The sequence below is a fragment of the Burkholderia sp. IDO3 genome (genome assembly GCF_003366075.1).
GTDB classification, from domain to species: Bacteria; Pseudomonadota; Gammaproteobacteria; order Burkholderiales; family Burkholderiaceae; genus Burkholderia; species Burkholderia anthina.
Window position 1 is genome coordinate 1,749,511 of record NZ_CP028962.1, and the last position, 26,782, is coordinate 1,776,292.

Annotated in this window: 24 protein-coding genes; 9 read left to right on the top strand and 15 right to left on the bottom strand. The window is 68.3% G+C overall.

Going from position 1 to position 26,782, the window contains the following annotated elements; all coding sequences use genetic code 11:
- Window positions 1-57 precede the first annotated feature (57 nt).
- The gene (locus DCN14_RS08050) at window positions 58-894 is read right to left on the bottom strand and encodes an alpha/beta hydrolase (RefSeq protein WP_096499524.1); all 837 of its coding nucleotides are present in this window, start codon (window positions 892-894) and stop codon (window positions 58-60) included.
- Between the two features lie 138 nt (window positions 895-1,032).
- On the opposite strand from DCN14_RS08050, the gene DCN14_RS08055 reads away from it, so the two are divergent.
- From DCN14_RS08055 to dmpG, 6 genes are all read left to right on the top strand, one after another.
- Window positions 1,033-1,812 (top strand): SDR family oxidoreductase, encoded by a 780-nt coding sequence (locus DCN14_RS08055; protein ID WP_096499526.1) that lies wholly within the window; start codon window positions 1,033-1,035, stop codon window positions 1,810-1,812.
- A 179-nt stretch (window positions 1,813-1,991) separates the two neighbouring features.
- Complete coding sequence (locus DCN14_RS08060; protein ID WP_096499528.1) at window positions 1,992-3,557, top strand: DUF1302 family protein; 1,566 nt, start codon at window positions 1,992-1,994, stop codon at window positions 3,555-3,557.
- 41 nt (window positions 3,558-3,598) lie between these two features.
- The gene (locus tag DCN14_RS08065; RefSeq protein ID WP_096499530.1) at window positions 3,599-4,981 is read left to right on the top strand and encodes a DUF1329 domain-containing protein; all 1,383 of its coding nucleotides are present in this window, start codon (window positions 3,599-3,601) and stop codon (window positions 4,979-4,981) included.
- 78 nt (window positions 4,982-5,059) lie between these two features.
- Entirely contained in the window at window positions 5,060-5,842 is a 783-nt protein-coding gene (gene dmpE / locus DCN14_RS08070; protein WP_096499532.1) for a 2-oxopent-4-enoate hydratase, read from the top strand.
- Between the two features lie 13 nt (window positions 5,843-5,855).
- A complete protein-coding gene (locus tag DCN14_RS08075; protein ID WP_096499534.1) occupies window positions 5,856-6,755 on the top strand; it encodes an acetaldehyde dehydrogenase (acetylating) in 900 nt (299 codons plus the stop codon).
- 16 nt (window positions 6,756-6,771) lie between these two features.
- A complete protein-coding gene (gene dmpG, locus DCN14_RS08080; protein ID WP_096499536.1) occupies window positions 6,772-7,803 on the top strand; it encodes a 4-hydroxy-2-oxovalerate aldolase in 1,032 nt (343 codons plus the stop codon).
- Window positions 7,804-7,964: 161 nt separating this feature from the next.
- On the opposite strand, the gene DCN14_RS08085 is transcribed toward dmpG, so the two are convergent.
- A complete protein-coding gene (locus tag DCN14_RS08085; RefSeq protein ID WP_096499538.1) occupies window positions 7,965-8,249 on the bottom strand; it encodes an HU family DNA-binding protein in 285 nt (94 codons plus the stop codon).
- 535 nt (window positions 8,250-8,784) lie between these two features.
- Between DCN14_RS08085 and DCN14_RS08090 the strand changes: the two genes are divergently transcribed.
- Complete coding sequence (locus tag DCN14_RS08090) at window positions 8,785-9,861, top strand: porin (RefSeq protein WP_096499540.1); 1,077 nt, start codon at window positions 8,785-8,787, stop codon at window positions 9,859-9,861.
- A gap of 649 nt (window positions 9,862-10,510) precedes the next feature.
- Window positions 10,511-11,899: an MFS transporter gene (locus tag DCN14_RS08095; protein WP_096499542.1), complete on the top strand. Its 1,389-nt coding sequence runs from the start codon at window positions 10,511-10,513 to the stop codon at window positions 11,897-11,899.
- 199 nt (window positions 11,900-12,098) lie between these two features.
- Here DCN14_RS08095 and DCN14_RS08100 read toward each other — a convergent pair whose 3' ends face one another.
- Both DCN14_RS08100 and DCN14_RS08105 read right to left on the bottom strand, forming a co-directional pair.
- A complete protein-coding gene (locus tag DCN14_RS08100) occupies window positions 12,099-12,347 on the bottom strand; it encodes a hypothetical protein (RefSeq protein WP_096499544.1) in 249 nt (82 codons plus the stop codon).
- On the bottom strand, window positions 12,344-13,609 hold the full coding sequence (locus DCN14_RS08105; RefSeq protein WP_096499546.1) for an alkaline phosphatase family protein: 1,266 nt from the start codon (window positions 13,607-13,609) through the stop codon (window positions 12,344-12,346). Before DCN14_RS08105 ends, DCN14_RS08100 begins: the two co-directional genes overlap by 4 nt.
- Before the next feature lie 288 nt (window positions 13,610-13,897).
- Here DCN14_RS08105 and DCN14_RS08110 point away from each other — a divergent pair, with 288 nt between their 5' ends.
- A complete protein-coding gene (locus DCN14_RS08110) occupies window positions 13,898-14,689 on the top strand; it encodes an alpha/beta hydrolase (protein ID WP_096499548.1) in 792 nt (263 codons plus the stop codon).
- Window positions 14,690-14,861: 172 nt separating this feature from the next.
- On the opposite strand, the gene infA is transcribed toward DCN14_RS08110, so the two are convergent.
- From infA to DCN14_RS08170, 11 genes are all read right to left on the bottom strand, one after another.
- Window positions 14,862-15,125, bottom strand: a complete 264-nt coding sequence (gene infA / locus DCN14_RS08115) for a translation initiation factor IF-1 (RefSeq protein ID WP_011355053.1) — start codon at window positions 15,123-15,125, stop codon at window positions 14,862-14,864.
- A gap of 463 nt (window positions 15,126-15,588) precedes the next feature.
- Window positions 15,589-15,792 carry a cold-shock protein gene (locus DCN14_RS08125; RefSeq protein ID WP_006751843.1) on the bottom strand — a complete coding sequence of 68 codons (204 nt, stop codon included), beginning with the start codon at window positions 15,790-15,792 and terminating at the stop codon, window positions 15,589-15,591.
- Between the two features lie 276 nt (window positions 15,793-16,068).
- Window positions 16,069-17,148 carry a Rieske 2Fe-2S domain-containing protein gene (locus tag DCN14_RS08130; protein ID WP_096499550.1) on the bottom strand — a complete coding sequence of 360 codons (1,080 nt, stop codon included), beginning with the start codon at window positions 17,146-17,148 and terminating at the stop codon, window positions 16,069-16,071.
- A 77-nt stretch (window positions 17,149-17,225) separates the two neighbouring features.
- Window positions 17,226-19,706, bottom strand: coding sequence for an MMPL family transporter (locus tag DCN14_RS08135; RefSeq protein WP_096499552.1), 2,481 nt, complete (start codon window positions 19,704-19,706; stop codon window positions 17,226-17,228).
- A gap of 96 nt (window positions 19,707-19,802) precedes the next feature.
- Window positions 19,803-20,762: a YCF48-related protein gene (locus DCN14_RS08140; protein ID WP_096499555.1), complete on the bottom strand. Its 960-nt coding sequence runs from the start codon at window positions 20,760-20,762 to the stop codon at window positions 19,803-19,805.
- A gap of 158 nt (window positions 20,763-20,920) precedes the next feature.
- Entirely contained in the window at window positions 20,921-22,126 is a 1,206-nt protein-coding gene (locus tag DCN14_RS08145; protein ID WP_096499557.1) for an acetyl-CoA C-acyltransferase, read from the bottom strand.
- Between the two features lie 23 nt (window positions 22,127-22,149).
- Window positions 22,150-22,635 (bottom strand): MaoC family dehydratase, encoded by a 486-nt coding sequence (locus tag DCN14_RS08150; protein ID WP_096499559.1) that lies wholly within the window; start codon window positions 22,633-22,635, stop codon window positions 22,150-22,152.
- Window positions 22,635-23,435, bottom strand: a complete 801-nt coding sequence (locus DCN14_RS08155) for an SDR family oxidoreductase (RefSeq protein ID WP_096499561.1) — start codon at window positions 23,433-23,435, stop codon at window positions 22,635-22,637. The genes DCN14_RS08150 and DCN14_RS08155 overlap by 1 nt, the downstream gene beginning before the upstream one ends.
- Window positions 23,432-24,637 (bottom strand): acyl-CoA dehydrogenase family protein, encoded by a 1,206-nt coding sequence (locus DCN14_RS08160; RefSeq protein WP_096499563.1) that lies wholly within the window; start codon window positions 24,635-24,637, stop codon window positions 23,432-23,434. Before DCN14_RS08160 ends, DCN14_RS08155 begins: the two co-directional genes overlap by 4 nt.
- Window positions 24,634-25,881, bottom strand: a complete 1,248-nt coding sequence (locus DCN14_RS08165; RefSeq protein WP_096499565.1) for an acyl-CoA dehydrogenase family protein — start codon at window positions 25,879-25,881, stop codon at window positions 24,634-24,636. Before DCN14_RS08165 ends, DCN14_RS08160 begins: the two co-directional genes overlap by 4 nt.
- 3 nt (window positions 25,882-25,884) lie before the next feature.
- Complete coding sequence (locus DCN14_RS08170) at window positions 25,885-26,763, bottom strand: SDR family oxidoreductase (protein WP_096499567.1); 879 nt, start codon at window positions 26,761-26,763, stop codon at window positions 25,885-25,887.
- Between the last annotated feature and the right edge of the window lie 19 nt (window positions 26,764-26,782).

The window sequence follows — 26,782 nt, forward strand, 5'->3', positions numbered from 1 at the left end:
TCCGTGGATTCGGACGGGCCGGCCGCGTTCGGCGCCGTCCGTCAGGGGCAGCTCGTGTTATCGGACGTTTTTCGTCGCGAGGAAATCGATGCATTCCCGATTGAAATAGGCCGCGTGCTCCACCATGACCCAGTGGCCGCAGCGGTTCATCAGCACGACGCGCGCGTCGCGGCAGCGTTCGACGAACTTCAGCGCACCGCCGACCGGGTTGAAGCGGTCGTCCGTGCCCCAGAAGCCGAGCACCGGGCAGCGCAGGTCGGCGAGCGCGCCGGTCAGGTTCGGCACGCTCATCGTCGACAGCACTTCGGTCGGCTGCTCGACGCACACGTTCATCCGCTCGGCCACGAGCGCATCGGTGACGATCGCCGGATCGTGCACGAGCAGCGTCAGCAGTTCGCGCATGGTGTCGTCATTCATCTGGCGATTAGTGAAGAGCTTCACCATCCGCTGGATGCCTTCCATCCGGAAATACGTCTCGCGATCCTCGACGCCGCCCGGCGCCATCATGATCAGCCCGTCGACTGCGTCGGGATGGTCGAGTGCGTATTTCAGCGCGATCGCGCCGCCGAGCGAGTTGCCGAGCAGCACGGCCGGCCCGATGCCGAGCGCGGTGAGCTGCGCGTGCAGCGCGCCGACGAAGAAATCGAGCGTATAGGCGACGTCGGCCGGCTTCGACGACTGCCCGTAGCCCGGCAGGTCGACGACGATCGCGCGATGGCCGGCGGCCGCGAACGCGGCGTAGTTGTGCTTGAAATTGCTGAAACCGCTGGCGCCCGGGCCGCTGCCGTGGATGAACACCACCGGGCGGCCCTCGCCCGCCTCGAAATGGTGCAGGCGCAGGCCGCCCGGTACGTCGGTGAAGATGCCGGCCGGCGGCGTCGTGGGGGTCGTCATCGCGGGTTGTCTCCTTCGTCGGTCGATGGATGCCTGCCACGATGATTGCGCCGCCGGCGCCGGCCGGCATCATCCTTTCAGACTACGAAGCCGCGCGCGCTTCTTCCTATCATCGGCCCACCGAAACGGAGGCAGACGATGAACGGATTCGACTACAGCGGCAAGACGGTGCTCGTGACGGGCGGCACCAAGGGCATCGGGCGGCGCATCGCCGAGCGCTTTCTCATGGCGGGCGCGCGCGTGTTCGTCTGCGGGCGCGGCGCGCCCGCCACCCCGCCCGCGGCCGGCGGCCGCACGGCGACCTTCATCGCCGCCGACCTGCGCGACGTCGAACAGGTCGACGCGATGCTCGCCGCGATCCGCGCGGCGGCCGGCGGCCTCGACGTGCTCGTCAACAACGCGGGCGGCTCGCCGTTCGCACTCGCGGCCGATGCGTCGCCGCGCTTCACCGAATCGATCGTGCGGCTGAACCTGATCGCGCCGCTGCAGCTCGCGCAACGCGTGAACGCGATCATGCAGCCGCAGCCGCACGGCGGCGTGCTGCTGTTCATCGCCAGCGTCAGCGCCTCGCGGCCGTCGCCCGGCACCGCGGCCTACGGCGCCGCGAAGGCCGGCCTCGTCAATGCGGTCACGTCGCTCGCGGTCGAATGGGCGCCGCGCGTGCGCGTGTGCGCGATCAGCCCGAGTCTCGTGCAGACGGAATCCGCGACCGAAGGCCACTACGGCGACGACGATGCGCTGGATGCGATCCGCGCGACGATTCCGGCCGGGCGGCTCGCCACGCCCGACGACGTCGCGTCGGCGTGCCTGTTCCTCGCGTCGCCCGATGCGTCGTATGCATCCGGCGCGAACCTGCGGCTCGACGGCGGCGGCGAACGGCCGGCGTTTCTTTCGGCGGCGCGGACGGACGCGCGATAACACGCGCGGCGCGAGCGGCGCGAGTGGCATAAGCGTGCACCCGCGACATCATGCGAATCGTTTCCAGTCCTAGGGAAGTCATCTAGTTCATTTTGACGATTCCCTGCTACCGCGATCTCCCTACTCTGCCTCTCACGACAACCACAGTCGACCGTCGTCGATACCCCAGAGGAGACACCATGCATCAACGGATTTCGCGCCGTACCGACAAGCGGGCCACCGCCACGCTGTCGACGCTGGCCGCCGCGCTGCTGACGTGCGCCGTTCCCGACGCGCATGCCGGCAGCACGATCGACCTAGGCGCCGACACGACGCTGGACTACACGTTCACGCTCAGCTACGGGCTCGGCATGCGCACGCGTGCGCCGAGCGGCAATCTGCTGACGCCCGCGAACATCAACGGCGACGACGGCGACCGCAACTTCGCGAAGAACAAGCTGATCGAGAACCAGGTCAGCCTGCTCGGCGAAGTGAACCTGAAGCACGACGACTGGGGTGTGTTCGTCCGCGCGGACACGTTCTACGACCAGGCCTATCACCGCCCGAACTACAACGACGCGCCGGGCACAGTGAACCAGTCGGGGCAGTACAACAACTTCACGAGCGATGCGCGTTACTGGTCGGGCGGCCACACGACGCTGCTCGCCGCGTATGCGTACAACACCTTCCGCATCGGGCCGACGAGCCTGAACGTGAAGGTCGGCGACCAGGTGGTCGCATGGGGCGAAAGCCTGTTCTTCCCGAACATCGCGGGCGCGCAGGGGCCGTCCGACGCGACCAAGTCGTACATGGCGGGCGCCGAGGTGAAGGACATCCTGCTGCCGGTGCCGCAGATCTCGACGCAATGGCAGATCACGCCGAACTTCAGCGTGCTCGGCTACTACCAGTTCGCGTTCCAGCAGAACAGGCTGACCGCACCCGGCACGTACTGGAGCTATTCCGACGTCACGGGCCCCGGCGCGCAATTCATCATCGGCCCGGGCGGCATGCTGATTCCGCGCGGCCCCGACGAGAAGCCGAGCGCGAGCAACCAGTGGGGGATCGGCGCGCGCTTTCGCGTGCTCGGCGACACCGAGCTCGGCCTGTACTACCTGCACTACAACGACATGAACCCGAGCGTCGTCACGACCTACTTCCCGACGCTCCAGTACCAGCAAACCTATTTCAGCAACATCAAGCTGACCGGCGCGAGCTTCTCGACGCAGGTCGGCCCCGTGAACGTCGCGGGCGAAGTGTCGTACCGCCAGGGCGCGGCCGTGCTGGTCAACACGCCGACCGGCCCGCAGTCGACGCGCGCGAACGTGCTGCAGACCAACCTGTCCGGCATCTACTCGATCGGGCCGAGCTTCCTCGCGAACTCGCAGTCGCTGATCGGCGAACTGACGTACGTGCATGCGGGCAGCATCTCCGAGCTCGACGGCTCGACCACGCTCGCCAACTCGCGCAACGCGCTCGCGATGGAGATCGCGTGGACGCTCAGCTACAAGAACGTGTTCAACGGCTGGGATCTCGACGTGCCGCTGACCTACACGCACGACCTGACCGGCACGTCGCCGCTCGCGGGCGCGCTCGGCTCGCTGACGGGCCAGGGCGATCACCGCGTGACGGCCGGCGTGACCTTCACGCGGCTGAGCAACCTGCAGCTGTCGCTCGTCTACGCCAAGTTCCTCGGTTCGCCCAACCCGGTCACGCGTCCGCTGTCGGATCGCGACTACGTGCTCGCCACGGCGACCTACCACTTCTGAGCGGCCCGGCCGCTCGTCACTCAGCAAGAAGAGGATTTGTCATGAAACGAACTCGTCTCCCCCTCCTGCGCGCGACCGTGATGGCCGCGTGCGCGCTCGTCGCGACGGCATCGTTCCCGAAGGTCACGCCGGACGACCTGAAGGCGCTCGACGGCCCGCTCACGCCGATGGGCGCGGTACGCGCCGCGAGCAAGGACAGCGGCGTGCCGGAGTGGTCGGGCAAGTGGCTCGGCACGCCGCCCGACGTGCAGTACAAGCGCGGCGGCCGCTACCCCGATCCGTTCGCGAACGAGAAGCCGGTCGCGACGATCACCGCGGAGAACATGGCGCAGTATGCCGAGCACCTGACCGACGGCCAGAAGGCGATGTTCAAGCGCTATCCGGCGACGTTCAAGATCAACGTCTACCCGAGCCATCGCGACTTCCGCTACGCGGATTCGGTCTACAAGGACATCCGCGCGTATGCGCCCGACTCGACGATGACGGCCGACGCGAACGGGCTGACCAACGCGCCGCCGCAGGTGCCCTACCCGATTCCGAAGACGGCCGCCGAGCTGCTGTGGAACCAGCGCTTCTCGTCGGCGATCGGCACCGAGCAGGCGACCTACGACCAGGCGGTCGTGTATTCCGACGGCAACATCGCGTGGGGCAAGGTGCGCTACGACATCTACTCGCCGCGCAACGTCGGCAAGTACGACGTGAAGAGCGACCTGAACAACCGCACGTTCTACCGCAACGCGACGGAGCTGCCGCTGTCCGACCGCGGCTCGCTGATCGTCGGCTTCACGAACTGGGACAAGGCCGGCGCGGACAACTCGTCGCGCACGTGGATGTACAACCCCGGCACGCGGCGCGTGCGCCAGGCGCCGGAATACGGCTATGACCAGCCGCAGGGCCCGGGCGGCTTCCGCACCGTCGACGACGACCGCCTGTACAACGGCCCCGGCGACCGCTACGACTGGAAGATCGTCGGCAAGCGCGAGATCTACGTGCCGTACGACGACTACAAGGCCATGGACAGCGCGGTGAAGTACGCGGACCTGCTGACCAAGGGGCACGAGAATCCGGCGTACATCCGCTACGAGCTGCATCGCGTGTGGGTGCTGCAGGCGACGCTGAAGAGCGGCTATCGCCACCAGTATGCGAAGCGCGTGCTGTACATCGACGAGGATTCGTGGATGACGCTGCTCGCCGACAACTACGACGCGCGCGGCCAGCTGTGGCGCACCAACGTCGCGACGACGCTGTACGCGTATGACGCGAAGACGTTCTACCCGGGCGCCGTGTTCTTCCACGACCTGATCTCCGGCGCGTACATGGCCGACCGCCTGACCAACGAAGGGCCGATGCCGAAGCTCGACAGCAGCTCGCAGTTCACCGAGGCGTACTTCTCGCCGGACGCGATCCGCAGTTCGGGTAACTAAACGATCGGCGCGCCGGAGCCTCGCTCCGGCTCACAACGCCGCCCGATGCGGCGGCCTGTTCCATTCGAGGGCCCTACCATGTCCAACCGCTTGCACGCGACGCTCGGCGACGAGCTGTACGCCGCGTGGCATTCCCGCGCGCCGGTCGCGCCGCTGTCGGCGCGGCCACGCCGGCTGTCCCTCGACGATGCGTACCGGATCCAGCAACGCTTCATCGAACGCCGCGTCGAGCGCGGCGAATCGGTGGTCGGCAAGAAGATCGGCGTGACGAGCCAGGCCGTGCAGGACATGCTGAACGTGCGCCAGCCCGATTTCGGCATCCTGCTGTCCGGCATGCACTACGCGGCCGGCGAGGCGATCTCGATCGAATCTCTGATCGCGCCGCGCGCCGAAGGCGAGATCGCATTCATCCTGTCGCGCGACCTGCGCGGCCCCGGCATCGACCGCACCGACGTGATCGCCGCGACCGCCGCCGTCGCGCCCTGCTTCGAGATCGTCGATTCGCGCATCCGCGACTGGGCGATCCGCATCGAGGACACCGTCGCCGACAACGCATCGTGCGGCGTGTACGTGCTCGGCGACGCGCGCGTCGACCCGCGCACGCTCGACCTCGCCGCGTGCGAGATGACGATCGACAAGAACGGCGAGCGCGTCGCGCAAGGCCGCGGCGATGCCGCGCTCGGCCACCCCGCCGACGCGGTCGCGTGGCTCGCGAACACGTTAGCCGAATACGACGTGCCGCTGCTCGCCGGCGAGATCGTGCTGTCCGGCTCGCTCGCGAAACTGATTCCGGTCACGGCCGGCGACGCGCTGTCGATGCATATCGACGGCATCGGCGGCTGCGACGTCCGCTTTATCTAAAGGAACGAACCAGATGAAGAAAATCAAATGCGCACTGATCGGGCCGGGCAACATCGGCACCGACCTGCTGGTCAAGCTGCGCCGCTCGCCGGTGCTCGAACCCGTATGGATGGTCGGCGTCGATCCGGCGTCCGACGGCCTCGCGCGCGCGCGCGAATTCGGTCTGAAGACCACCGACCGCGGCGTCGACGGGCTGCTGCCGCACGTTGCCGACGACGAGATCCGCATCGCGTTCGACGCGACGTCGGCCTACGTGCATCGCGACAACTCCGACAAGCTCACCGCACTCGGCGTGAAGATGATCGACCTGACACCCGCGGCGATCGGGCCGTATTGCGTGCCGCCGGTGAACCTCGACGCGCACCTCGGCAGCGCGCAGATGAACGTGAACATGGTGACCTGCGGCGGCCAGGCGACGATCCCGATGGTGTATGCGGTGTCGCGCGTGCAGCCGGTCGCCTACGGCGAGATCGTCGCGACCGTGTCGTCGCGCTCGGTCGGCCCCGGCACGCGCAAGAACATCGACGAATTCACGCGCACGACGTCCGGCGCGATCGAACAGGTCGGCGGCGCGCGCAAGGGCAAGGCGATCATCGTGATCAACCCGGCCGAGCCGCCGCTGATCATGCGCGACACGATCCACTGCCTGACCGACGGCCCGCCCGACGTCGACGCGATCACCGCGTCGGTGCATGCGATGGTCAAGGAAGTGCAGCGCTACGTGCCGGGCTACACGCTGAAGAACGGCCCGGTGTTCGACGGCAATCGCGTGTCGGTCTTCATGGAAGTCGAGGGGCTCGGCGATTACCTGCCGAAATACGCGGGCAACCTCGACATCATGACCGCCGCCGCGGCCGCCACGGCCGAGCGTTTCGCCGAACAGATGCTGGCCGCGACGGCCGCCACCGCTTGAGTCGAGGAGTCACACGATGTCACTTGCAGGCAAGAAGATCACCGTCCACGACATGTCGTTGCGCGACGGCATGCATCCGAAGCGTCACCAGATCACGCTCGACCAGATGCGCGACATCGCGCGCGGGCTCGATGCGGCCGGCGTACCGCTGATCGAGGTCACGCACGGCGACGGGCTCGGCGGCGCTTCGGTCAACTACGGTTTTCCGGCGCATACCGACGAGGCGTACCTGAGCGCCGTGATTCCGGAGCTGAAGCAGGCGAAGGTGTCGGCACTGCTGCTGCCCGGCATCGGCACCGTCGAGCATCTGCGCATGGCGCACGCGCTCGGCGTCGGCACGATCCGCGTCGCAACGCACTGCACCGAGGCCGACGTGTCGGAACAGCACGTCGGTCTCGCGCGCACGCTCGGGCTCGATACGGTCGGCTTCCTGATGATGGCGCACATGTCGTCTCCCGAACAGCTCGTCGTGCAGGCGAAGCTGATGGAATCGTACGGCGCGAACTGCATCTACATCACCGACTCGGCCGGCCACATGCTGCCCGACGACGTGACCGCGCGAATCGGCCAGGTGCGCGCCGCGCTGAAGCCGGAGACGGAACTCGGCTTCCACGGCCACCACAACCTCGCGATGGGCGTGGCCAACTCGGTCGCGGCGGTCGCGGCCGGCGCGAACCGGATCGATGCGGCCGCGGCCGGCCTCGGCGCGGGCGCGGGCAATACGCCGATGGAAGTGTTCGTCGCGGTGTGCGACCGGATGGGGATCGAGACGGGCGTCGACGTGTTCGCGATCGCCGACGTCGCCGAGGATCTCGTCGTGCCAATCATGGACGCCCCGATCCGCCTCGACCGCGATGCGCTGACGCTCGGCTATGCGGGCGTCTACTCGTCGTTCCTGCTGTTCGCGAAGCGGGCCGAGGCGAAGTACGGGATTCCGGCGCGCGACATTCTCGTCGAACTGGGCCGGCAGCGGCTCGTCGGCGGGCAGGAGGACATGATCGAGGATGCGGCGCTGACGATGGTGCGCGCCCGGGAGGTGGCCGCCTGATCGTCCGGTCGATCGCCGGTCATGCGGGACGGGGCTCATGCCCCGTCTTTTTTATCGAAGAACGGTGATCGCACCGTACTGCGCTTGCGTCGCCGCCGGCTGGCGACGTGTGACTGGTGACGTGCGACTGGCGACACACCCTGCCGCGAGCCGTCGGCCGCTTACTTCCCGATCGTATTCACGGCACTCTTGAATGCGGTACCCGCGGTGAACTTGACGGTATTCACCGCCGCAATCCTGATTTCCTCTCCGGTCGACGGATTTCTGCCGATTCGGGCCGCGCGTTTCCCTTGCCTGAACGATCCGAAACCGACCAATTGAACGGCGTCGCCGGCCGCAACCGAGCCGACGATCGTATTGATGACCGCATCCACTGCCTCGGTGGCCGCGGCCCGGTTTAAACCGGTAGAAAAAACCACGGCGTCGACCAACCCTTGCTTGTTCATCAGTGTCTCCTGCGTCGAAGAAAAACCGGTATTCGCATTACCGGACTTGTTGTATTCGCGATGTCTTGCCGCACCTTGCACGGCGCGGCCCTGCAAGGCTGCCGCGCAATGGCGCGATGCGCGTCGTCCAGACGGACCGTGTGGCATCGATCGGGGCGGGTTTCTCAGGTATTGCTCGAGCGCGTCCAATCCGGAAAATGGTAAGTCTTCGCCCATACCGCAAACGCAAGAAATCCATCGCATAAACGATGTTGTATGAGCGTATACGCGGATATCGATCGGCATCACGACGCCCAATTCGAAGTTATACAACTTCGCGTATACGCATGATGCATTTCGTCCAATGGCTCATCAGAAACAACCTATTTACGATCCAGCATCGTTGTCATGAAACCATTCGAACGATGAAGTCGCGCGGTGCGATTCGACCGCAATCGCACGCGGCACCACCGCCCAATCGAGTCCCCCGTCTTACCCTCGGGCCATGCATCACGCGACGCCAGTCGGCCCGCCATCGATCAATACAGGAGACCCCATGAAGTCATTCGCTCGCCGTGCATCGCGCACGTCCGTCAAGCTGATCGCCGCAGCCGCCTGCGTGGCGGCCACCGCGCCCGTCTACGCGCAGTCGAGCGTGTCGCTCTACGGTCAGGTCGACGAATGGATCGGCGCGACCAAGTTTCCCGGCAGCGATCGCGCGTGGAACGTGGGCGGCGGCGGGATGTCGACGTCGTACTGGGGCATGCACGGCGCCGAGGATCTGGGCGGCGGCTACAAGGCGATCTTCACGCTGGAAAGCTTCTTCCGCGCGCAGAACGGCCAGTACGGCCGCTTCCAGGGCGACACGTTCTTCGCGCGCAACGCGTACGTCGGCATCGATTCGCCGTACGGCACGGTGACGGCGGGCCGTCTGACGACGCACCTGTTCCTGTCGACGATCCTGTTCAACCCGTTCTACGATTCGTACACCTTCTCGCCGATGGTGTATCACGTGTTCCTCGGTCTCGGCACGTATCCAACCTACCCGAGCGACCAGGGCGCGGTGGGCGATTCGGGCTGGAACAACGCGGTCGCGTATGCGTCGCCTTCGTTCGGTGGCCTGAACTTCGGCGCGATGTATGCGCTCGGCAACACCGCCGGCGACAACCGCTCGAAGAAATGGAGCGCGCAGTTCAACTACGCGAACGGCCCGTTCGCGGCAACGGCCGTCTACCAGTACGTGAACTTCAACAACGGCCCGCAGGATCTGAGCGCGCTGGTGGCCGGCATGAAGAGCCAGGGCATCGCGCTGGTCGGTGCAACCTACGACCTGAAGCTCGTGAAGCTGTTCGGCCAGTACATGTACACGAAGAACGACCAGGTCGCGGGCAGCTGGCACGTGAACACCGCGCAGGGCGGCGTGTCGGTGCCGCTCGGCGTCGGCAACGCGATGGCGTCGTACGCATACTCGCGCGACGCGGGCGGCCTCGACCAGACGCGCCAGACCTGGGCCGTCGGCTACGACTATCCGCTGTCCAAGCGCACGGACGTCTACGCGGCATACATGAACGACCACATCAGCGGCCTGTCGAGCGGCAACACGTTCGGCGCCGGCATCCGCGCGAAGTTCTGATCGCGGAAATGCCGTGTGCCGGCATCGCGGTTCCGGCAGCCGGATGACAAGATGCGGAGCATCGCGCTCCGCATTGTCATGTCGAAACGCCCGGAGGAAACGGCCGGACGCTTCGATGCACGCAGAACCGCCGCGACGGAATGTTGCCGCCGTCCACGACCCGCTCGGCGCCCGTTGCGTAGCTCGCGTCGTCGGACATCGGGAACTACGCCACGCGGCCGATTTTCACCGGATCGCCGAACCGGCCCGGCGTCGCCTGCACGGGCAACGCCAGCGCGCAGGTTCGCGTCGGGCACGGCGTCCCGGCGTGCTTCGGTCAGCGCGTCGATGCCGGTCCGGTCGGCAACGCGGCGCGCGTTGCGTCGGCAAGCGCGACGAATGCGTCGAGCCTGCCGCTCAGCACAACCATATGCCGCAGCAGTAACGCCGCCGCTACGCTGCGATGCCGTCCCTCGATCGAGGCGGCCCCGGCCGCTCCTTACGGCAAGCCTTCAGCAACGTCTGCGCAGGCGGGTCGAAGCCGATCTGAAACGCGCCCCGACGCATACGGGCATGCCGCTTGCGTGCCCGCTGCCCTCGCCCTGCTGACACCACGCTGGCAGCAGGCGGCGCTTAAGCTCGCAGGATCGCCCGTTCAGGAATGCCGCCCATGACCCCTACCGGAGCACTTTCCGCACTCGCCGGCCGTGTCGTCAAACGGCGCGGCGTGACCCTGCTGACGTTGTGCATCGCCGTGCTCGTCGCGCAGGTCGACACGGCCGTCGTCAATCTCGCGACGCGCGCGATCGGCACGTATTTCCATGCGGACGTCGGTGCGCTGCAATGGGTCGTCGACAGCTACAACCTCACGTACGCGGTGCTGCTGCTCACCGGCGGGCTGCTCGCCGATTTGCTGGGCCGGCGCCGCGTCTTCATGGCCGGCACGGCCGTGTTCACCGTCGCGTCGCTGCTGTGCGCGCTCGCGCCGTCGGTGTCCGTGCTGATCGGCGCACGCGCGCTGGCCGGCGTCGGCGCGGCGCTGCTGCTGCCGGCGTCGCTCGCGATCGTGCGGATCGTGTGGCGCGATCCGGTCGAGCGCGGCCGCGCGCTCGGCATCTGGGCCGCGTGCAACGGCGTCGCGATGGCGCTCGGGCCGACCCTCGGCGGCGTGCTGATCCGGCATTTCGGCTGGCGCAGCATCTTCTTCGTGGTCGTGCCGCTGAGCGTCGCGGCGATGCTGCTCGCGGTCCCGGCCGTGCCCGAGTCGTCCGATCCGCGCGGCCGGCATTTCGACGGCGGTGCACAGGTCACCGGCGCGCTCGCGCTCGGCACGCTCGCGTATGCGGCGATCGTGTTCCGCGATTCGCCGGTCACCAGTGCGGTCGCCGTCTGCGTCGCGATCGCGTCGTTCGCCGCCTTCATCACGATCGAACGGCGCCACGGCGACGCCGCGCTCGTGCCGCTCGACATCTTCCGGCTCGGCGCGTTTCGCGGCGCGATCGCGGCGACCACCGCCATGACGTTCGGGATGTACGGCGTGCTGTTCCTGCTGCCGCTGACGTGGCAGAGCACCGGCCGCCTCGATGCGACCGGCGCGGGCCTCGCGCTGCTGCCGATGGCGCTCGTGTTCGTCGCCGTGTCGCCGTGGTCGGGACGCTTGTCCGAGCGGGTCGGCACGCGCGTGACGACGGCCGGCGGTGTCGCCGTGATCGCGAGCGGGCTCGCGGTGATCGGTGCGTGGGCTGCGTCGCCGGGCCTGCTCGGCGCGGAAATCGGGCTTGCGTTGACGGGGCTCGGGATGGGAATCGCGACGGGGCCGCTGATGACGGTGGCCGTCGGCGCGGTGGACGCCGCACGCTCGGGCACTGCGAGCGCGCTCGTCAACGTCGCACGGATGACCGGCGCGACGCTCGGGATCGCGGTGCTCGGCACGCTGTTCGCGGCGATGCATGGCGGTGCGGCGGGGTTGCGCGCGGCGATGTTCGCCGGTGCGGCGGTGCAACTGGCGGGGGCAGCCGGAGCAGCGGTCAGCGCGCAGCACGCGCGGCAGCCGGTGTAAGGATGCGTTGCCCGCCACGCGAGGGGGTGGCGCGAACCATGTGCGTCAGTAGCGGTCGGCGATTTGCCGATTTGCCGATTTGCCGATTTGCCGATTTGCCGATTTGCCGATTTGCCGATTTGCCGATTTGCCGATTTGCCGTTTGCCGTTTGCCGATAGCCATCAAGCGTCACGCGCTAACCGCCATCCACCCGCCGCGTCAGCGATGCTTCCCGTGATGTCTGCGCCGCCGATGCACTTCCCGCGCCTGCAGCAGCGCCGGCATCAGTTCCTCGATGTACTGCCGCGCCTGCCCGCGCGTGACGACCTCGCTGAAACGCTGGTGGGCCTTGTCGTGGCCGACCAGCGCCGCATGCGCCTTCTTCAGGATGTGCAGGTACGCGATCAGGCTCGTGCCGTCGCGCACGGGCAGCGCATCGCGCGGATCCATCGCCGGCGTCGTGTTCATGATCCGATCCTCGCCGGGCAGTCGGTGCGGCAGGTAGCGGTGACGAGCGGCAACAGGTCGTTCGCGAGGCGATCGCGGTCGGTCAGCGGCGCGAGGCCGAACAGCCTGCCGAGCGTCGCGACCACCGAGCTGTGATCGTACGGCGTGTGATCGACCTGTCCGGCCGCGACCCACGGCGAAACGACGATCGCCGGCACGCGCACGCCGTACACGTCGAACCCGAAGCCGCTCGCGTTCAGCGTCGCGGCCGCGCCGTCGTTCGGCGGCGGCGCCGCGCCGGGCCTGACCGAATCGTAGAAGCCGCCGTGTTCGTCGTAGACGATCACGAGCAGGCTGCTGTCCCAGACCGGCGAATTGCGGATCGCGTCGTACACGCGTGCGGCGAGCCGGTCGCCGCCGGGCAAGCCGTCCATCGGATGATGCGAACTGCCGTTTTCATAGGTGCCGTGCACGATGTCGCCGTAGCCCGGTTCGATGAGCGTGTAGCGCGCGGTGTAGCCGGCCGCGAGATCGGCTTCGAAGTGCGCGAGATCGTCGACGTCGAAGAAGCTCACGCCCTTCAGCGATGCGACCTGCGGCACGTGGCCGAGCGGGTCGCCCGACTGGTCCTGGTAGATGCGCCAGTTGTCGTCGCCAAGCGCATCGAAGATCGAGCCCTTCGGATAGTGGAAGCCGTCGAGCGTATCCCATCCGGCCATTTCCTCCCTGGTCGGCGAATGGTCGAGCCCGACCGACGACGCACCGTGCAGGAAAAAGCGGTTCGGCCAGGTCGGCCCCGGCATCGACGCGTGCCAGCGGTCGCACAGCACGAACGCGTTCGCAAGCGCATACAGCGACGGCGCATGCGCGCGGATATCGGCGCCCTGCATGATCGTGCCCGCGTTGCCGGCCTGCGGCGGCGAGCCTTCGGAATGCGACGTCGCGTAGTTCGACACGAAGCCCGAGTTGTCGACGTCCGGATAGGGCTGCCCTTTGACGAACGGTACGCCCGCGCCGCAGAGCTGTTCGAGCACGTCCGTGAATTCATGGCACGGATCGGTCGGCATCTGGTCCGGCGCGCCGCCGCCGAACGGATAGACGATGCCGCCGTACGCATTGCTGTCGGCCGGCGACGCGGCCGTGATGCCGGCGATGCCCGACAGCGCGAACAGATGGTCGAACGAACGGTTCTCGAGCATCAGCACGAACACGTGCCGGATGCGGTCCCGAACCGCTGGTGCGGCGGAAACGGAAGAAGATGCGGGGGCTGCGTCTGCACTCATGGCGCCTCCTGGCGTCGCGCGACGAATGTCCGGCTCGGCACGATCGTCGGCCCGCTGAAAGCAACTGAACGGCTCGAAAGCCAGGCGCGCGGGCCGCGAATTGCCGACGAGTGTACGACCGCGCCGGCTCGCGCGTAAAGACGCGTGCGGTGCACCGTGAATGCATCGCGCCAGCCGTTGACTTTCGCCGGACGGCCCGATACGATCGAGCCACTTTCAAGACGCCCTCCCGGTCCGCCGGGAGGGCGTTTCGTTTTGGTTCCGCCAACCAAAAGGAAACCGCTTGAAATGCCGCTGATCACCCCCCTCGTCTCCCGCCCCGGCCTCGGCTACCTGCAACACGGCACGGGCCCCGAATGCGTGCTGGTCCTGCACGACTGGCTCGGCGACCATACGAACTACGCGGCGCTACTGCCGTATCTGGACGAAACGGCCTTCACGTACGTGTTCGCCGATCTGCGCGGCTACGGACGATCGATCCATCTGAGCGGCACCTGCACCATCGACGAAATCGCGACGGACTGCCTCGCACTCGCCGACCAGCTCGGCTGGCAACGTTTTCACGTCGTCGGCCATTCGATGACGGGCATGGCGACGCAACGCATCGCCGCCGACGCGCCGTCACGCATCAAGAGCGCGATCGCCGTGTGCCCGGTGTCGGCGGCCGGCAATCGCCTGAGCGACGACGCGCGCGCGTGCTTCGCGAGCACGACCGTCGACGACGATGCATTGCGCCGGCTCGTGCGGTTCGTGACGGGCGGGTTGTCGGCGCGCTGGGCCGAGCTGAAGCTGCGACAGAATCGCGAACGCGTGGCACCCGCGTGCCGGCTCGCGTATCTGGACATGCTGACCGGAACGGATTTCGTCGACGACATTCGCGGCCTCGACACACGCTATCTGGTGATCGTCGGCGACAAGGATCCGGGGCTCGACGAAGCGGCGATGCATGCGACGTTTCTCGCGTGGCACCCGAACGCAAGGCTGCTGACGATTCCGAATTGCGGGCACTACCCGATGCAGGAATGTCCGCCTTATTTCGCGACGATCGTGGAAGATTTCCTGCGGGACGCGGCCGCTTGAGCGTTGCACACGCACGGCAGCCGGAGAAGATGACCTTGGCCGCCGCGGCGTAACGACGCCGCCGGCGACCGACGAACGGTGCGAATCGCGCCGTGCGTCCGGTGTGTCCGGCCGCATGACGGGGCCGGACGGGTTGCGATCGGAGCCGCGTTGCGCGCCCGATCGTGACTGCTTAGCGACGCGGTTGCCCGGTGCGCGGCGGACGCGGCGAATTCGCGTCCTTGTGACGGAAGTTGATGCGGCCCTTCGTCAGGTCGTACACCGACAGTTCGAGCGTCACACGGTCACCCGCGAGAATGCGGATGTGGTTCTTGCGCATGCGGCCCGACGCATACGCGCCGACCACGACGCCGTTTTCCAGCGTGACACGGTATTTGCTGTCCGGCAGCACTTCGTCGACGATTCCGTCCAGTTCCAGCAGTTCTTCTTTTGCCAAACCAATTCCTCCAGACAAGGTGAATGACCGCGGCCGCGGCGAACTCACCGGCGCCGTGCCCGCAACGGGGTCGGCGGCCGGCAGGATGCCGGGTATCAATTCGTTCAGACGGGCGACAGGCCTGTCTTGCAATCGGAGCCCGGCGCGTTGCGGCGTTCGGGCGGTCAGTGGCGGCGGCGCGATGAGCACCGCGCATAGTCGGGACCGCGCCGCGTACGGCATGGCGACGGTCTACTCGGGTTGCAGCACGAGCCGCTGGCGATGCGGCGAGCGCATCGCGAGGGCGTTGAATCGCACGTCGTACGGACCTGCGATGGATGAGGGAAGCACACGACCGATGCATCGTGAATACCGCGATGCATCGGTCGTGTGCGTCGAAACGCGCAGGACACGGGCCAGGGCCGGTGCCCGCGCGACATCCGTCCGGCAGCGGCCGCCGATTGGCGACCGATGCCGATGCGGCTTACTGCGGCGTGATGTTCGACGCTTGCAGGCCCTTCGGGCCACGCTTCACTTCGTAGCTGACCTTCTGGCCTTCGGCCAGGGTCTTGAAACCCGTGCCACGGATTTCGGAGAAATGGGCGAACAGATCGTCGCCGCCGTTGTCCGGGGAGATGAAACCAAAGCCCTTGGTTTCGTTGAACCACTTGACGGTACCGGTATCCACAAATACTTCCTTAATACGAATGAATGAACTTGCGCCCACGACGGGCACAGAAAGAATCAAAGAGGGAGAGACCAACGACTGCCGCACGCCGTGCGGCCAATGATGAGCAATCGAGCTTCTTGAAGACTTCGGTCTAGGACACTACGCTGCGCCGGCCGATTCGTCAAGCCCTTTCGGTGCGGCGTTCGCGCACGGTATCGCGCGACGCCTTGCCTGGCGGGCGTTGGCGGCAATGGGGGGGCGTAACGTTACGCCCCCCTTTTTGCCCCGCCGCCGTTATTGCGGCTCGAACACGTGATGCAGCGGCGGCGGCGTCTCGCCGTCGCGAATCGTCATGTCGAACGCCTTGCGCGCGACGCTCGACGGCCGCACGTCGGCCGCGTCGAGGTAGAACTGCGAATACCAGTCGCGCATCTGGTACAGCGGCCCGTCGCCTTCGCACAGCAGCGGGTTGTCGATCCGCGTCTTGCTGTGCCAGATGTCGACGTCCTCGTAGAACGCGCGCTGCGCCTCCTTCACGTACGCGTTCGCGATCTCCAGGTTCTGCGCGTCGCTGAGCCCGGCGACCTTCTTCACGATCACCCCGTAGCGCAGCTCGAAGCTGTTCATGTCGATCGGCACGTGGCAGTTCAGCAGCACCGAATGGATCGGCTGCCCGTTGCTCTGCCCGGTCATCTGCGTGATGTGCACGGCCGGCCCGAAATACGTCGACAGCGCGGTCAGGCTGTCGCCGCCGAGCTTCTCGCTGCGGCCGACTATCAGCTGCGTCGCCTTGTGATCCTCGAACAGGTTCGCGAAATAGTCGATCGGCGCGTGGTGCACGGTCGCGAAGTGCGCGACATCCGAGATGTTGTCGACCAGTTCGCGGCAGTTGGCCTGGATCACCATCTTGTCGACGACCCAGTCCGACCATTCGTCGGAGAAGCACACGTCCAGGCGCGGAATCGCGACTTCCGGCGGCGGCGCATTGCCCTCGGGGTCGTTCCACACGAACAGCAGGTTGTTCTCCTCGCAGGTCGGCCATGCGCCGATGCGCGCCTTCGGCGGAATCCGCTTGCAGTACGGGATCGACGCGCACTGCCCTACGCCGCTCCATGCCCAGCCGTGGAACGGGCACACGAGGTTGTCGCCGTCGACCGTGCCGAGGCTCAGGTCGGCGCCCATGTGCGGACAATACGCGTCGACGACGCTGACCTTGCCGGTCGAATCGGCGAACGCGGCGAGCTTGCGGCCGAAGATGTTCAGCGTATGCGGCTTGCCGTCCTTGTAGTCGCGGGCGAGGCCGAGGCAGTGCCAGCCGCGCGCATAGCGCTGCGCGAGCGGCTGGGCTTCGATCTTGTAGGGGCGTGCGGACATTTCAGTTGACTCCTTTTGGGGGGACGCGCGGCGGCCCGCCGCGCACCGGGGGAACGGGGTAACGGGGATGGCGTCGCTCAGCGCACCGGATTGCCGGATTCGAGCGCGCGCGCCGGCTCGAGCGCGGACGCCGGCGCGGCCTGCTGCGGCATCGACTGAGGCTGCGACTGAGGCTGCGACACGCGGCACTCGGCACGCTCGACGCCGAGCCATGCGGCGAGCGCCGGCAGCAGGAACACCGCGCCGAACAGGTTCACGAGGAACATGAACGCGAGCAGCACGCCCATGTCGACCTGGAACTTCAGCGCGGAGAACGCCCACGTGCCGACGCCGATGAACATCGTGACGGCCGTGAACAGCGCCGCGGTGCCGCGCTGGCGCATCGCATCGGCGAACGCGTCGGGCAGCGTCGCGCCGTGGCGGATGTCGTGCTGCAGCCGCTCGTACAGGTAGATCCCGTAGTCGACGCCGACCCCGACGCCGAGCGTGATCACCGGCAGCGTCGCGACCTTCAGCCCGATGCCGAGCCGCGCCATCACCGCGTTGCACAGGATCGACACCAGCGTGAGCGGCACAATGATGCACAGCACCGCGCGCCACGAGCGGAACGTGAGCGCGCAGAGCAGCGCGATCGCGCCGAAGATCGACAGCAGCATCGCGATCTCCGCGTCGCCGACCGCCTCGTTGGTCGCGGCCATCACGCCGACGTTGCCGCCGGCGAGCCGGAACGCGACGTTCGGCGCCGGGTTCCCGGCCGCGTAGCGCCTGATCTCGTCGACGATGTGCGCGATGGTCGTGCCTTCGTGGTTCTGCGTGTAGATCAGCACCTGGATCGCCTTGCAGTTCGCGGTGTTCATCCCGTTGTCGGGGTCGAACGCGTTGGCGCCCTGCGTGAGCCCGTCGCTGGAGCGCGGCAGCGCGGCCCAGCGCGGATTGCCTTCGTTGAACGCGGCGATGAACACCTTGCCCTGCGACGCGACGCTCGTCACCGACTGCACGCCGGCCACGCCGCGCATGTTCATCTCGAACTTCTCGATCGCGCTCATCACCGGGTAATGCAGGCACGCATCGTCGAAGCCGGTCGTCTCGACGATCACCGACAGCACGTCGACGCCGATGTTGTACTGGTGCGTGATTGCCGCGTTGTCGACGTTGTAGCGCGAGTTCGCGCGCAGCTCCGGCGCGCCGGTACCGATGTCGCCGATCTCCAGCTTGCGCGATTCGAGCGCGCCGCAGGCCAGCAGCGCGAGCGCCACCGCGAACACGCCGAGCGCCGGCCCCGGCCGCGCGAACAGCGCGAAGCGCGACCACATCCGGCTGCCGCCGGCCGCCGCCGTGCGCTGCGCACGGGCCAGCGTGCCGCGCTCGAGGCGCGTGTACGACAGCAGGATCGGCAGGAACACCTTGTTGGTGACGATCATCAGCAGCACGCCGAGACACGCGGTGATGCCGAGCTCGCGCACGATGTCGATCCTGATCCGCATGATCACCATGAAGCCGAGCGCGTTGGTCAGCAGCGCGACCGTGCCCGGCACGAACAGCTTGCGGAACGCGTCGCGCGCGGCCTCGACCGACGTTGCGCCGCGCACCAGCGCCTGCTTCCACGCATTGGTCATCTGCACCGCGTGCGACACGCCGATCGAGAAGATCAGGAACGGCACCAGGATCGACATCGGATCGATGCCGAGCCCGAGCAGCGGCAGCGCGCCGAGCAGCCAGACGACCGGCAGCAGCGCGACGACGAGCGCCAGCACGGTGGTCTTGAGCGAGCGCGTATAGGCGAACAGCAGCGCGGCCGTCACGAGGAACGCGAGCGCGAAGAACGCCATCACGCCGGCGATGCCCGCCTCGACGTCGCCGACCAGCTTCGCGAAGCCGATGATGTTCACGTCGATGCCCTGCTTCGCGTACTTCGCGCGGATGTCCTCGAGCTGGCGCGCGACCGCGCTGTAGTCGAGCCGCTTGCCGGTGGCGGGATCGGTCTCGCGCAGCTCCGCGCGAATCAGCGCCGACTTCAGGTCGTTGCCGACGAGGCGGCCGATCTGCCCGGAACGCGCGACGTTGCGGCGCACCTTCGCGAGATCGTCCGGGTTCGCGCTGGAGAACTGGCCGGGCACGACCACGTCGCCGCGAAAGCCAGCCTCGGTCACCTCGGTGTAGTGGACGTTCGGCGTGAACAGCGAGAACACGCGCGAGCGGTTCACGCCGGGGATGAAGAACACGTCGTCGGTCGCATGACGCAGCGCGTCCATGAACGTCTGGTTGTAGATGTCGCCGCCGCCCTTCCAGCGCAGGCTGACGAGGATCGTGTTGGCGCCCGGAAACGCGCCCGCATAGCGCTCGAACACCTGCATGTACGGGTGCTGCATCGGGATCATCTTGTTGAAGCCCGGATCGAGCTTCAGGCGCGTCGCGGACAGGCCGAGCGCGAGCGTCGCCGCGACGCACAGCAGCATCAGCAGCCGGCGCCGCCGGATGATCGTGTCGGCGCAGCGCTCGACGAACGCGGCAAGGCGCGAGGCGGGCGCGGCTTCAGTGGGACGTGACAGGTCGTTCATGGCGTTCTCGAATCTGGGCTGACGATGCGGTCGATGCGAACCGGCGAAGCAATGCGAACGGAAACGGGCGGCCGCAAGCGCCGCCGCGTCCGGGCATCAGGACGGCGACGCGGCGAGCGGCGCGACGCCGGCCTCGCCGCCGAGCAGCAGCGCGCCGCGGCCCATGTCGAGCACGGCCGCGAGGCTCTGCACGCCGCCGAGCTTGCGCACGTCGAAGGTCAGGCCGCCGTCGCGCGACGCGACGATCGCGCCGCCCTGCCCGACCAGCACGAGTTCGCCGCTGGAAAGCTGGGTCGCGCCGAAGTACGACACCGGGACATGGCTGTCGACGTGCGTCCAGGTCGCGCCGCGATCGGTGCTGCGCAGCACGTTGCCGCGCATCCCGTACGCGACCCAGTCGCCGTTCGCGAGCATCAGCGCGCCGAACAGCGAACCGGCGTACGGCGACGGCAGCTTGTCCCAGGTGGCGCCGTTGTCGGTCGAGCGCAGCAGCGTGCCGCTCTCGCCGGCGATCAGCAGGTTGCCGTGGCCGTCGCCGACGACCGCATTCAGATGGCGGTCGCCCGCCGGCGTCTTCACCGTCTGCCACGTGAGCCCGGCATCGTCCGAACGCAGCAGCTGGCCGAAGCTGCCGGCCGCGAACAGCGGGCCGCCGGCTGTGCCCCACACGGACAGCAGCGGATCGGAATGCGCGGGGTCCAGGTGGACTTCGCGCCAGTGCAGGCCCGCGTCGTCGCTGCGCATGATCCGGCCGTCGTGGCCCACCGCGATCCCGAGCGTCGGCGTGATGAAGCTCACCTGCGTGAGCGTCGAGCCCTGGTCGGGCGTGACCGACGCCGGCCGCCACCGGCGGCCCGCATCGTCGCTGAGCAGGATCACGCCGCGCTCGCCGACCGCGACGATGCGCGTGCCGGCCCGCGCGAGCCCGTTGATCTGCAGCCGGTCCGCATGGATCGCGGTGACCGGGAACGCCGGCAGCGGCCGCGGCGAAAACGCGAACACCGCGGCGCCGAGCACGAGCGCCGACATCGCGAGTCCTGGCAAAGTACGTTTCATCGGTTGTCTCCTGTCTTCGCGCCGGCCCGGGCCGCGCCGACGCGCTCGCCCTGCCCGCTGCAAGTCTCCGGGCCGTCGGTCGTTGCCGCGGCCTCGAAGGGTCCCGAATGGAGGGCGGCCGAACCGGGTATTCGGCCCGGCCGCCGTCACCACTGTCGTTACGCGCCGACTTCGAACAGCGCGGCCGCGCCCATGCCGCCGCCGATGCACATCGTCACGACCGCATGCCGCACGCCGCGGCGCGCGCCTTCGAGCAGCGCGTGCATCGTCATCCGCGTGCCGGACATGCCGAACGGATGGCCGAGCGCGATCGCGCCGCCGTCGACGTTCAGCCGCGCGTCGGGAATGCCGAGCGTGTCGCGGCAATAGAGCGCCTGGCACGCGAACGCCTCGTTCAGCTCCCACAGCCCGACGTCGCGCACGGTCATCCCGAAACGCTCCAGCAGCTTCGGGATCGCGAACACCGGGCCGATGCCCATCTCGTCCGGCTCGCAGCCGGCCACGGCCAGGCCGCGGAACGTGCCGAGCGGCGTGAGCCCGCGGCGCACCGCCTCGGTGCGCGACATCACGACCACGGCCGCCGCGCCGTCCGACAGTTGCGACGCGTTGCCGGCCGTCACGAACTCGCCCTGCTCGACCACCTTGCCGCCGCTCCACGACGGCTTGAGCCCCGCGAGCCGCTCGGCCGTCGTATCGGCGCGCACGCCTTCGTCGCGGGCTGCGCGCACGTCCTCGTGGCCAGCCGGATTGCCTTCCTTGTCGAACAGCGCGCGGCGCACGTCGAGCGGCGCGATTTCCGCGTCGAAGCGGCCGGCCGCCTGTGCATCGGCCGTCCGCTGGTGGCTCTGCAGCGCGAACGCGTCCTGCGCCGCGCGCGAGATGCCGTAGCGGCGCGACACGATCTCGGCCGTTTCCATCATCGCCATGTAGGCCGCCGGCTGGTGATCGAGCACCGCCTGCGAACGCGCGCGATAGCCGTTCTTGTGCTTGTTCTGCGTGAGCGAGATCGATTCGACGCCGCCCGCGACGACGATCCGCGCGTCGCCCGCGCCGATGCCGCGCGCGGCGCTCGCGATCGACATCAGGCCCGACGAGCACATCCGGTCGATCGCCATGCCGGGCACCGATGCCGGCAGCCCCGCCGCGGCAGCCGACAGGCGGCCGATGTTGTAGCCCTGCGTGCCCTGCTGCGCGGCGCAGCCGATCAGCACGTCGTCGACGTCGGCCGGTGCGACGCCCGCGCGTTCGAGCGCGGTGCGCACGACGTGGCCGCCCAGCGCGGGCGCCTCGGTGTCGTTGAACATGCCGCGAAACGCCTTGCCGATCGGCGTGCGTGCGACGGAAACGATGACTGCGTCTTCCATGAGCTGACTCTCTGAATCGGAAACTAGAAGGTGTAGCGGCTGATCGTGTCGGCGACGCAGCCGGGTTTGGCCTCGCCTTCGATCTCGACGGTCACGCGGACCCACGCCTGCACGCCGCCGTCGAACGGCTCGACGCGCAGCAGCTCGCCGACGCCGCGCACGCGTGCGCCGACCTTCACCGGCGCCGGGAAGCGGATCCTGTCGCAGCCGTAGTTCACGCCGAGCCGCGCGCCGTCGATGCGCACGATCTGCGGCAGGAAATGGTTGACGAGCGACAGCGTCAGGTAGCCGTGCGCGATGCACGCGCCGAACGGGCCGTCCTTCGCGCGCACCGGGTCGACGTGCACCCACTGGTGATCGCCCGTCGCGTCGGCGAAGCCGTCGATGCGGATCTGGTCGATCGCGAGCCATGCGCTCGCGCCGAGCGTGTCGCCGACGGCCGCCGCGAGTTCGCCGGGATGCGCGAACACGCGGGGCGTCGCGCGCACGGGGTCGAGGGTCGTCGCCATCATGCGTGCTGGCTGCTGACCGACAGCACTTCGCCCGTCATGTACGACGCGTAATCGCTTGCAAGAAACACCATCACGTTCGCGACCTCCCAGACTTCGGCGGCGCGCCCGAAGGCTTCGCGCGACGCCAGTTGATTCAGCAAGTCGGCCGACGCCGACTTCTTCAGAAAATCGTGCATCGCGATGCTCGGCGCGACCGCATTGATGCGCACGCCGTACGGCGACGCTTCGAGCGCCGCGCAACGCGTGAGCGCCATCACGCCCGCCTTCGCCGCCGCGTAGTGCGCCTGTTCCGCCTGCGCGCGCCAGCCGAGCACCGATGCGTTGTTGACGATCGCGCCGTGGCCACGGGCCTGCATGTGCGGCAGCATCGCGCGCGTCATCCGGAACGTCCCGGTCAGGCTAATGTCGATCACCCGCGACCATTCGGCATCGTCCATTTCGACGATGCGCTTCGCCCCGCCGAGCCCGGCGTTGTTGATCAATACGTCGACGCCGTCGAGCTTGTGCTGCGCGTCGGCCACGAGCGCCTGCACGTCGTCCTCCACCGCGACGTTGCACAGGCGGCCGTAGATCTGCCGCAGCCCCGTTTCGGCGCGCAGCGTCGCCACCGCCTGTTCGAGACGCTTCTCGTGGATGTCGGAGATGAACAGCGCGCGGCAGCCTTCCTCCGCGCAACGGCGCGCGGCCGCGAAGCCGATGCCGGCGCCGGCGGCGGCCGTGATCAGCACCGATTTGCCGGCGAGCAGCTGGTGGCCCGGAACGTAGGCCGGGGCGTTCTGGATCTGGGGTTCGGTCATGCGTGTTGTCCTCGCGGTTCTCTCGGCATGCCGAGCCCGCGCTCGGCCATGATGTTGAGCTGGATTTCGTTGGTGCCGGCGTAGATCGTGTCCGCACGGGAGAACAGGAATACGCGCTGCAGATGGGTGAGCTTCTCGTCGGCCGGGTCGATCACGTTCGCGCGGGCCCCGAGCGCGTCCATCGCGAGCTGGCCGAGGTCGCGGTGCCAGTTCGACCAGAAGTACTTGTAGATCAGCGCCTCGCGGCGCAGCGGTGCGGTGGCGCCGCCGTTCGCGTCGCCCGCGCCCGACAGCATCCGCAGCGCGTTGTAGCGCATCACGCGCAGCCCGGCCCACGCGCGGCCGATCCGCTGGCGCAGCACCGGGTCGCGATCGGCGCCCGATTCGCGCGCGGCGTCGATCACCCATTCGAGTTCGCGCACGAACTGCATCTGCTGGCCGAGCGTCGACATGCCGCGCTCGAAACCGAGCAGCGTCATCGCGATCCGCCAGCCGTCGCCGGGTGCGCCAACCAGATCGCATGCTTGCGCGCGCGCGCCGTCGAAGAACACTTCGTTGAATTCGGCGCCGCCGTTGAGCTGCCTGATCGGGCGGATCTCGATGCCCGGCTGGTCGAGCGGCATCAGCAGGAACGACAGCCCCTTGTTGCCCTTTGACGCCGGATCGGTACGCGCCAGCACGAAGATCCAGTCGGAATCGTGCGCGAGCGACGTCCAGACCTTCTGGCCATGCACGCGCCACGCGCCGTCGGCATCCTGCCCGGCGCGCGTGCGCACGTTCGCGAGATCCGAACCCGCGCCCGGCTCCGAGTAGCCCTGGCACCAGAACTGCGTGCCCGCGAGAATCCCCGGCAGGAAGCGCGCGCGCTGATCGTCGGTGCCGCACGCGACGAGCGTCGGCCCGAGCAGCCCTTCGCCGATATGGCCCATCCGGCCGGGGCCGCCGGCGCGCGCGTATTCCTCGTGGAAAATCACTTGCTCGGCAACGGTGAAGCCGCGGCCGCCCGCGTCGGTCGGCCAGCCGAGGCCGGTCCAGCCGCCTTCGGCCAGCTCCCGCTCCCATGCCTTGCGCAGCGCGGGAAACGCTTCCTCGTCGCCGGGGCCGCCGCGGTACTTCAGGCACGCGAATTCGCCGGTCAGGTGCGATTGCACCCAGTCGGCGACTTCGTGCCGCAATTGCTGTTCGCGCGTTTCGCTGTTCATTGGCGTGCTCCGGTGCGCGCGGCGGACGGACGCGTGGCGATCGAAACCGACGGCGACGCCGACGCGGGCACCGCGTCGTGTTGCGACGTGCCGCCGTCGATCGCATGGCGTGCGATCCATTCGAGCAGTTGCGGCGTGCTGCCGAACTGCGCACCCGACGCCTGCGCGCGCTTGAAATAGAGATGCGGGTCGTATTCCCATGTGAAGCCGACGCCGCCGTGCAACTGGATCGCCTCCTGCGCGCAAAACGCATACGCGTCGTTGGCGGCGGCCTTCGCGGCCGCGACGTCGGCGCGCAGTGCGGCGCCGGGCGTGCTGCTGCCCGCTTCCGCGTCCCACGCATGCGCCGCGCCGAGCACGGCCGAACGTGCGGATTCGATCAGCACCATCATCTGTGCGCAGCGATGCTTGACCGCCTGGAACGACGCGATCGCGCGACCGAACTGCACGCGCTGGCCGGTGTAGTCGAGCGTCAGGTCGAGGCAGTGCTGTGCGCCGCCGATTTGTTCGGCGGCCAGCGCGAGCGCCGCGAACCAGGCAGCGCGATCGAGCAGCTGGGCGGCAGCGGCGCCGCTGGCGAACAACGCGTCGCGGCTCACGCGGGTTTCGTCGAACGCGACCCGCGCGATCGGCCGCGTCGCGTCGAGCGTGTCGAGCGGCGTGACGCTCAGGCCGGCCGCCGTCGCGACGTCGATCGCGAACAGCCCGATCGCCTGCCCTTCGTTCGCGATCCACGCCGGGATCAGCAGCAGGTCGGCGCGCGCGCCGTCGATCACCTGTTCGATCGCGCCCGACAGCGCGTAGCCGCCCGCCGCTTCTTCGGCAACGACCGGCAACTGCCCGGTGCCGGCCGGCAGCTCGAACGGCAATGCCAGCGTCGCGCTGCACGCGCCTTCGGCGATCTTCGCGAGCCAGGCGGTCGCAAGCGGCGTGTCGGCGCAGACCGCCAGCGCGGTCGCCGCGAGACACGCGGTCGACAAGTACGGCACGCACGCGATGCGCCGGCCGAGCTGCTCCATCAGCAGCGTCTGTTCAAGCGCGCCGAGCCCCATCCCGCCCGCTGCTTCGGGCAGCGACAGCGCATTCCAGCCGAGCTCGCCGGCCAGTGCGCGCCACAGCGCGTCGTCGCGACCGGCCGATTGCTCGATTGCGCGGCGCACGTCGGCGGACGCGCTGCGTTCGGCGAGCACGTCGGCCGCCGCGTCGCGGATCATCGCCTGTTCGTCGGTGAGCGCCAGATCCATGACTCAGCTCCCGTACACGCGCTGCGCGGGCCGCGCGTCGGCGAGCAGCCGCGCGACCGCCGGGCCGACGTCGGCCGGCGCCCAGCGCGCGCCGCGATCGACGCTCGGGCCGGTGCGCCAGCCTTCGGCCACCGCGATCATCCCGCCCGCGACCTCGAACACCTGGCCCGTCACGTCGGCCGACGCCGCGCTGCCGAGCCACACGACGAGCGGCGCGACGTTGGCCGGATCGAAATAGTCGAAGCCGCCGTTCTCGGGCTTCTTCATCATGTCGGCGAACACGCCTTCGGTCATCGACGTGCGCGCGGCCGGCGCGAGCGCGTTCACGCGCACGCCGTAGCGCTGCAGCTCAACCGCCTGCATCAGCGTGAGCGCGGCGATGCCGGCCTTCGCCGCGCCGTAGTTCGACTGGCCGATCGAGCCTTGCAGCCCGGCGCCGGAACTCGTGTTGACGATGCGCGCGTCGACCGGCTTGCCGGCCTTCGCCGCGTCGCGCCACACGCGCGCCAGCACGTTCGACAGGCAGAAGTGACCGCGCAGGTGCACGCGCATCACGTCGTCCCAGTCGGTCTCGCTCATGCTGGTGAACATCTTGTCGCGGCAGATGCCCGCGTTGTTCACGAGCACGTGGACGTCGCCGAATGCCGCGCGCGCCGCGTCGACGATCCGCTGCGCCGTTTCGACTCGCGTGATGTCGTCCGCATTGGCAAGCGCGCGGCCGCCGCGCCGCGCGATCTCGTCGCACACGGCCTGCGCGGCGTCGCGCCGGATGTCGTTGACGACGACCGACGCGCCTTCGGCCGCGAACGCGAGCGCATATTCGCGCCCGAGCCCGCCGCCCGCGCCGGTGATGATGACGGTGCGTTCGTGACAGATTCCCATGCTTGGCCTCCTGGATCGA

Coding starts and splice junctions, on each gene's coding strand:
- DCN14_RS08050 (WP_096499524.1), bottom strand. CDS start 894: ATGACGACCCCCACGACGCCGCCGGCCGGCATCTTCACCGACGTACCG.
- DCN14_RS08055 (WP_096499526.1), top strand. CDS start 1,033: ATGAACGGATTCGACTACAGCGGCAAGACGGTGCTCGTGACGGGCGGC.
- DCN14_RS08060 (WP_096499528.1), top strand. CDS start 1,992: ATGCATCAACGGATTTCGCGCCGTACCGACAAGCGGGCCACCGCCACG.
- DCN14_RS08065 (WP_096499530.1), top strand. CDS start 3,599: ATGAAACGAACTCGTCTCCCCCTCCTGCGCGCGACCGTGATGGCCGCG.
- dmpE (WP_096499532.1), top strand. CDS start 5,060: ATGTCCAACCGCTTGCACGCGACGCTCGGCGACGAGCTGTACGCCGCG.
- DCN14_RS08075 (WP_096499534.1), top strand. CDS start 5,856: ATGAAGAAAATCAAATGCGCACTGATCGGGCCGGGCAACATCGGCACC.
- dmpG (WP_096499536.1), top strand. CDS start 6,772: ATGTCACTTGCAGGCAAGAAGATCACCGTCCACGACATGTCGTTGCGC.
- DCN14_RS08085 (WP_096499538.1), bottom strand. CDS start 8,249: ATGAACAAGCAAGGGTTGGTCGACGCCGTGGTTTTTTCTACCGGTTTA.
- DCN14_RS08090 (WP_096499540.1), top strand. CDS start 8,785: ATGAAGTCATTCGCTCGCCGTGCATCGCGCACGTCCGTCAAGCTGATC.
- DCN14_RS08095 (WP_096499542.1), top strand. CDS start 10,511: ATGACCCCTACCGGAGCACTTTCCGCACTCGCCGGCCGTGTCGTCAAA.
- DCN14_RS08100 (WP_096499544.1), bottom strand. CDS start 12,347: ATGAACACGACGCCGGCGATGGATCCGCGCGATGCGCTGCCCGTGCGC.
- DCN14_RS08105 (WP_096499546.1), bottom strand. CDS start 13,609: ATGAGTGCAGACGCAGCCCCCGCATCTTCTTCCGTTTCCGCCGCACCA.
- DCN14_RS08110 (WP_096499548.1), top strand. CDS start 13,898: ATGCCGCTGATCACCCCCCTCGTCTCCCGCCCCGGCCTCGGCTACCTG.
- DCN14_RS08130 (WP_096499550.1), bottom strand. CDS start 17,148: ATGTCCGCACGCCCCTACAAGATCGAAGCCCAGCCGCTCGCGCAGCGC.
- DCN14_RS08135 (WP_096499552.1), bottom strand. CDS start 19,706: ATGAACGACCTGTCACGTCCCACTGAAGCCGCGCCCGCCTCGCGCCTT.
- DCN14_RS08140 (WP_096499555.1), bottom strand. CDS start 20,762: ATGAAACGTACTTTGCCAGGACTCGCGATGTCGGCGCTCGTGCTCGGC.
- DCN14_RS08145 (WP_096499557.1), bottom strand. CDS start 22,126: ATGGAAGACGCAGTCATCGTTTCCGTCGCACGCACGCCGATCGGCAAG.
- DCN14_RS08150 (WP_096499559.1), bottom strand. CDS start 22,635: ATGGCGACGACCCTCGACCCCGTGCGCGCGACGCCCCGCGTGTTCGCG.
- DCN14_RS08155 (WP_096499561.1), bottom strand. CDS start 23,435: ATGACCGAACCCCAGATCCAGAACGCCCCGGCCTACGTTCCGGGCCAC.
- DCN14_RS08160 (WP_096499563.1), bottom strand. CDS start 24,637: ATGAACAGCGAAACGCGCGAACAGCAATTGCGGCACGAAGTCGCCGAC.
- DCN14_RS08165 (WP_096499565.1), bottom strand. CDS start 25,881: ATGGATCTGGCGCTCACCGACGAACAGGCGATGATCCGCGACGCGGCG.
- DCN14_RS08170 (WP_096499567.1), bottom strand. CDS start 26,763: ATGGGAATCTGTCACGAACGCACCGTCATCATCACCGGCGCGGGCGGC.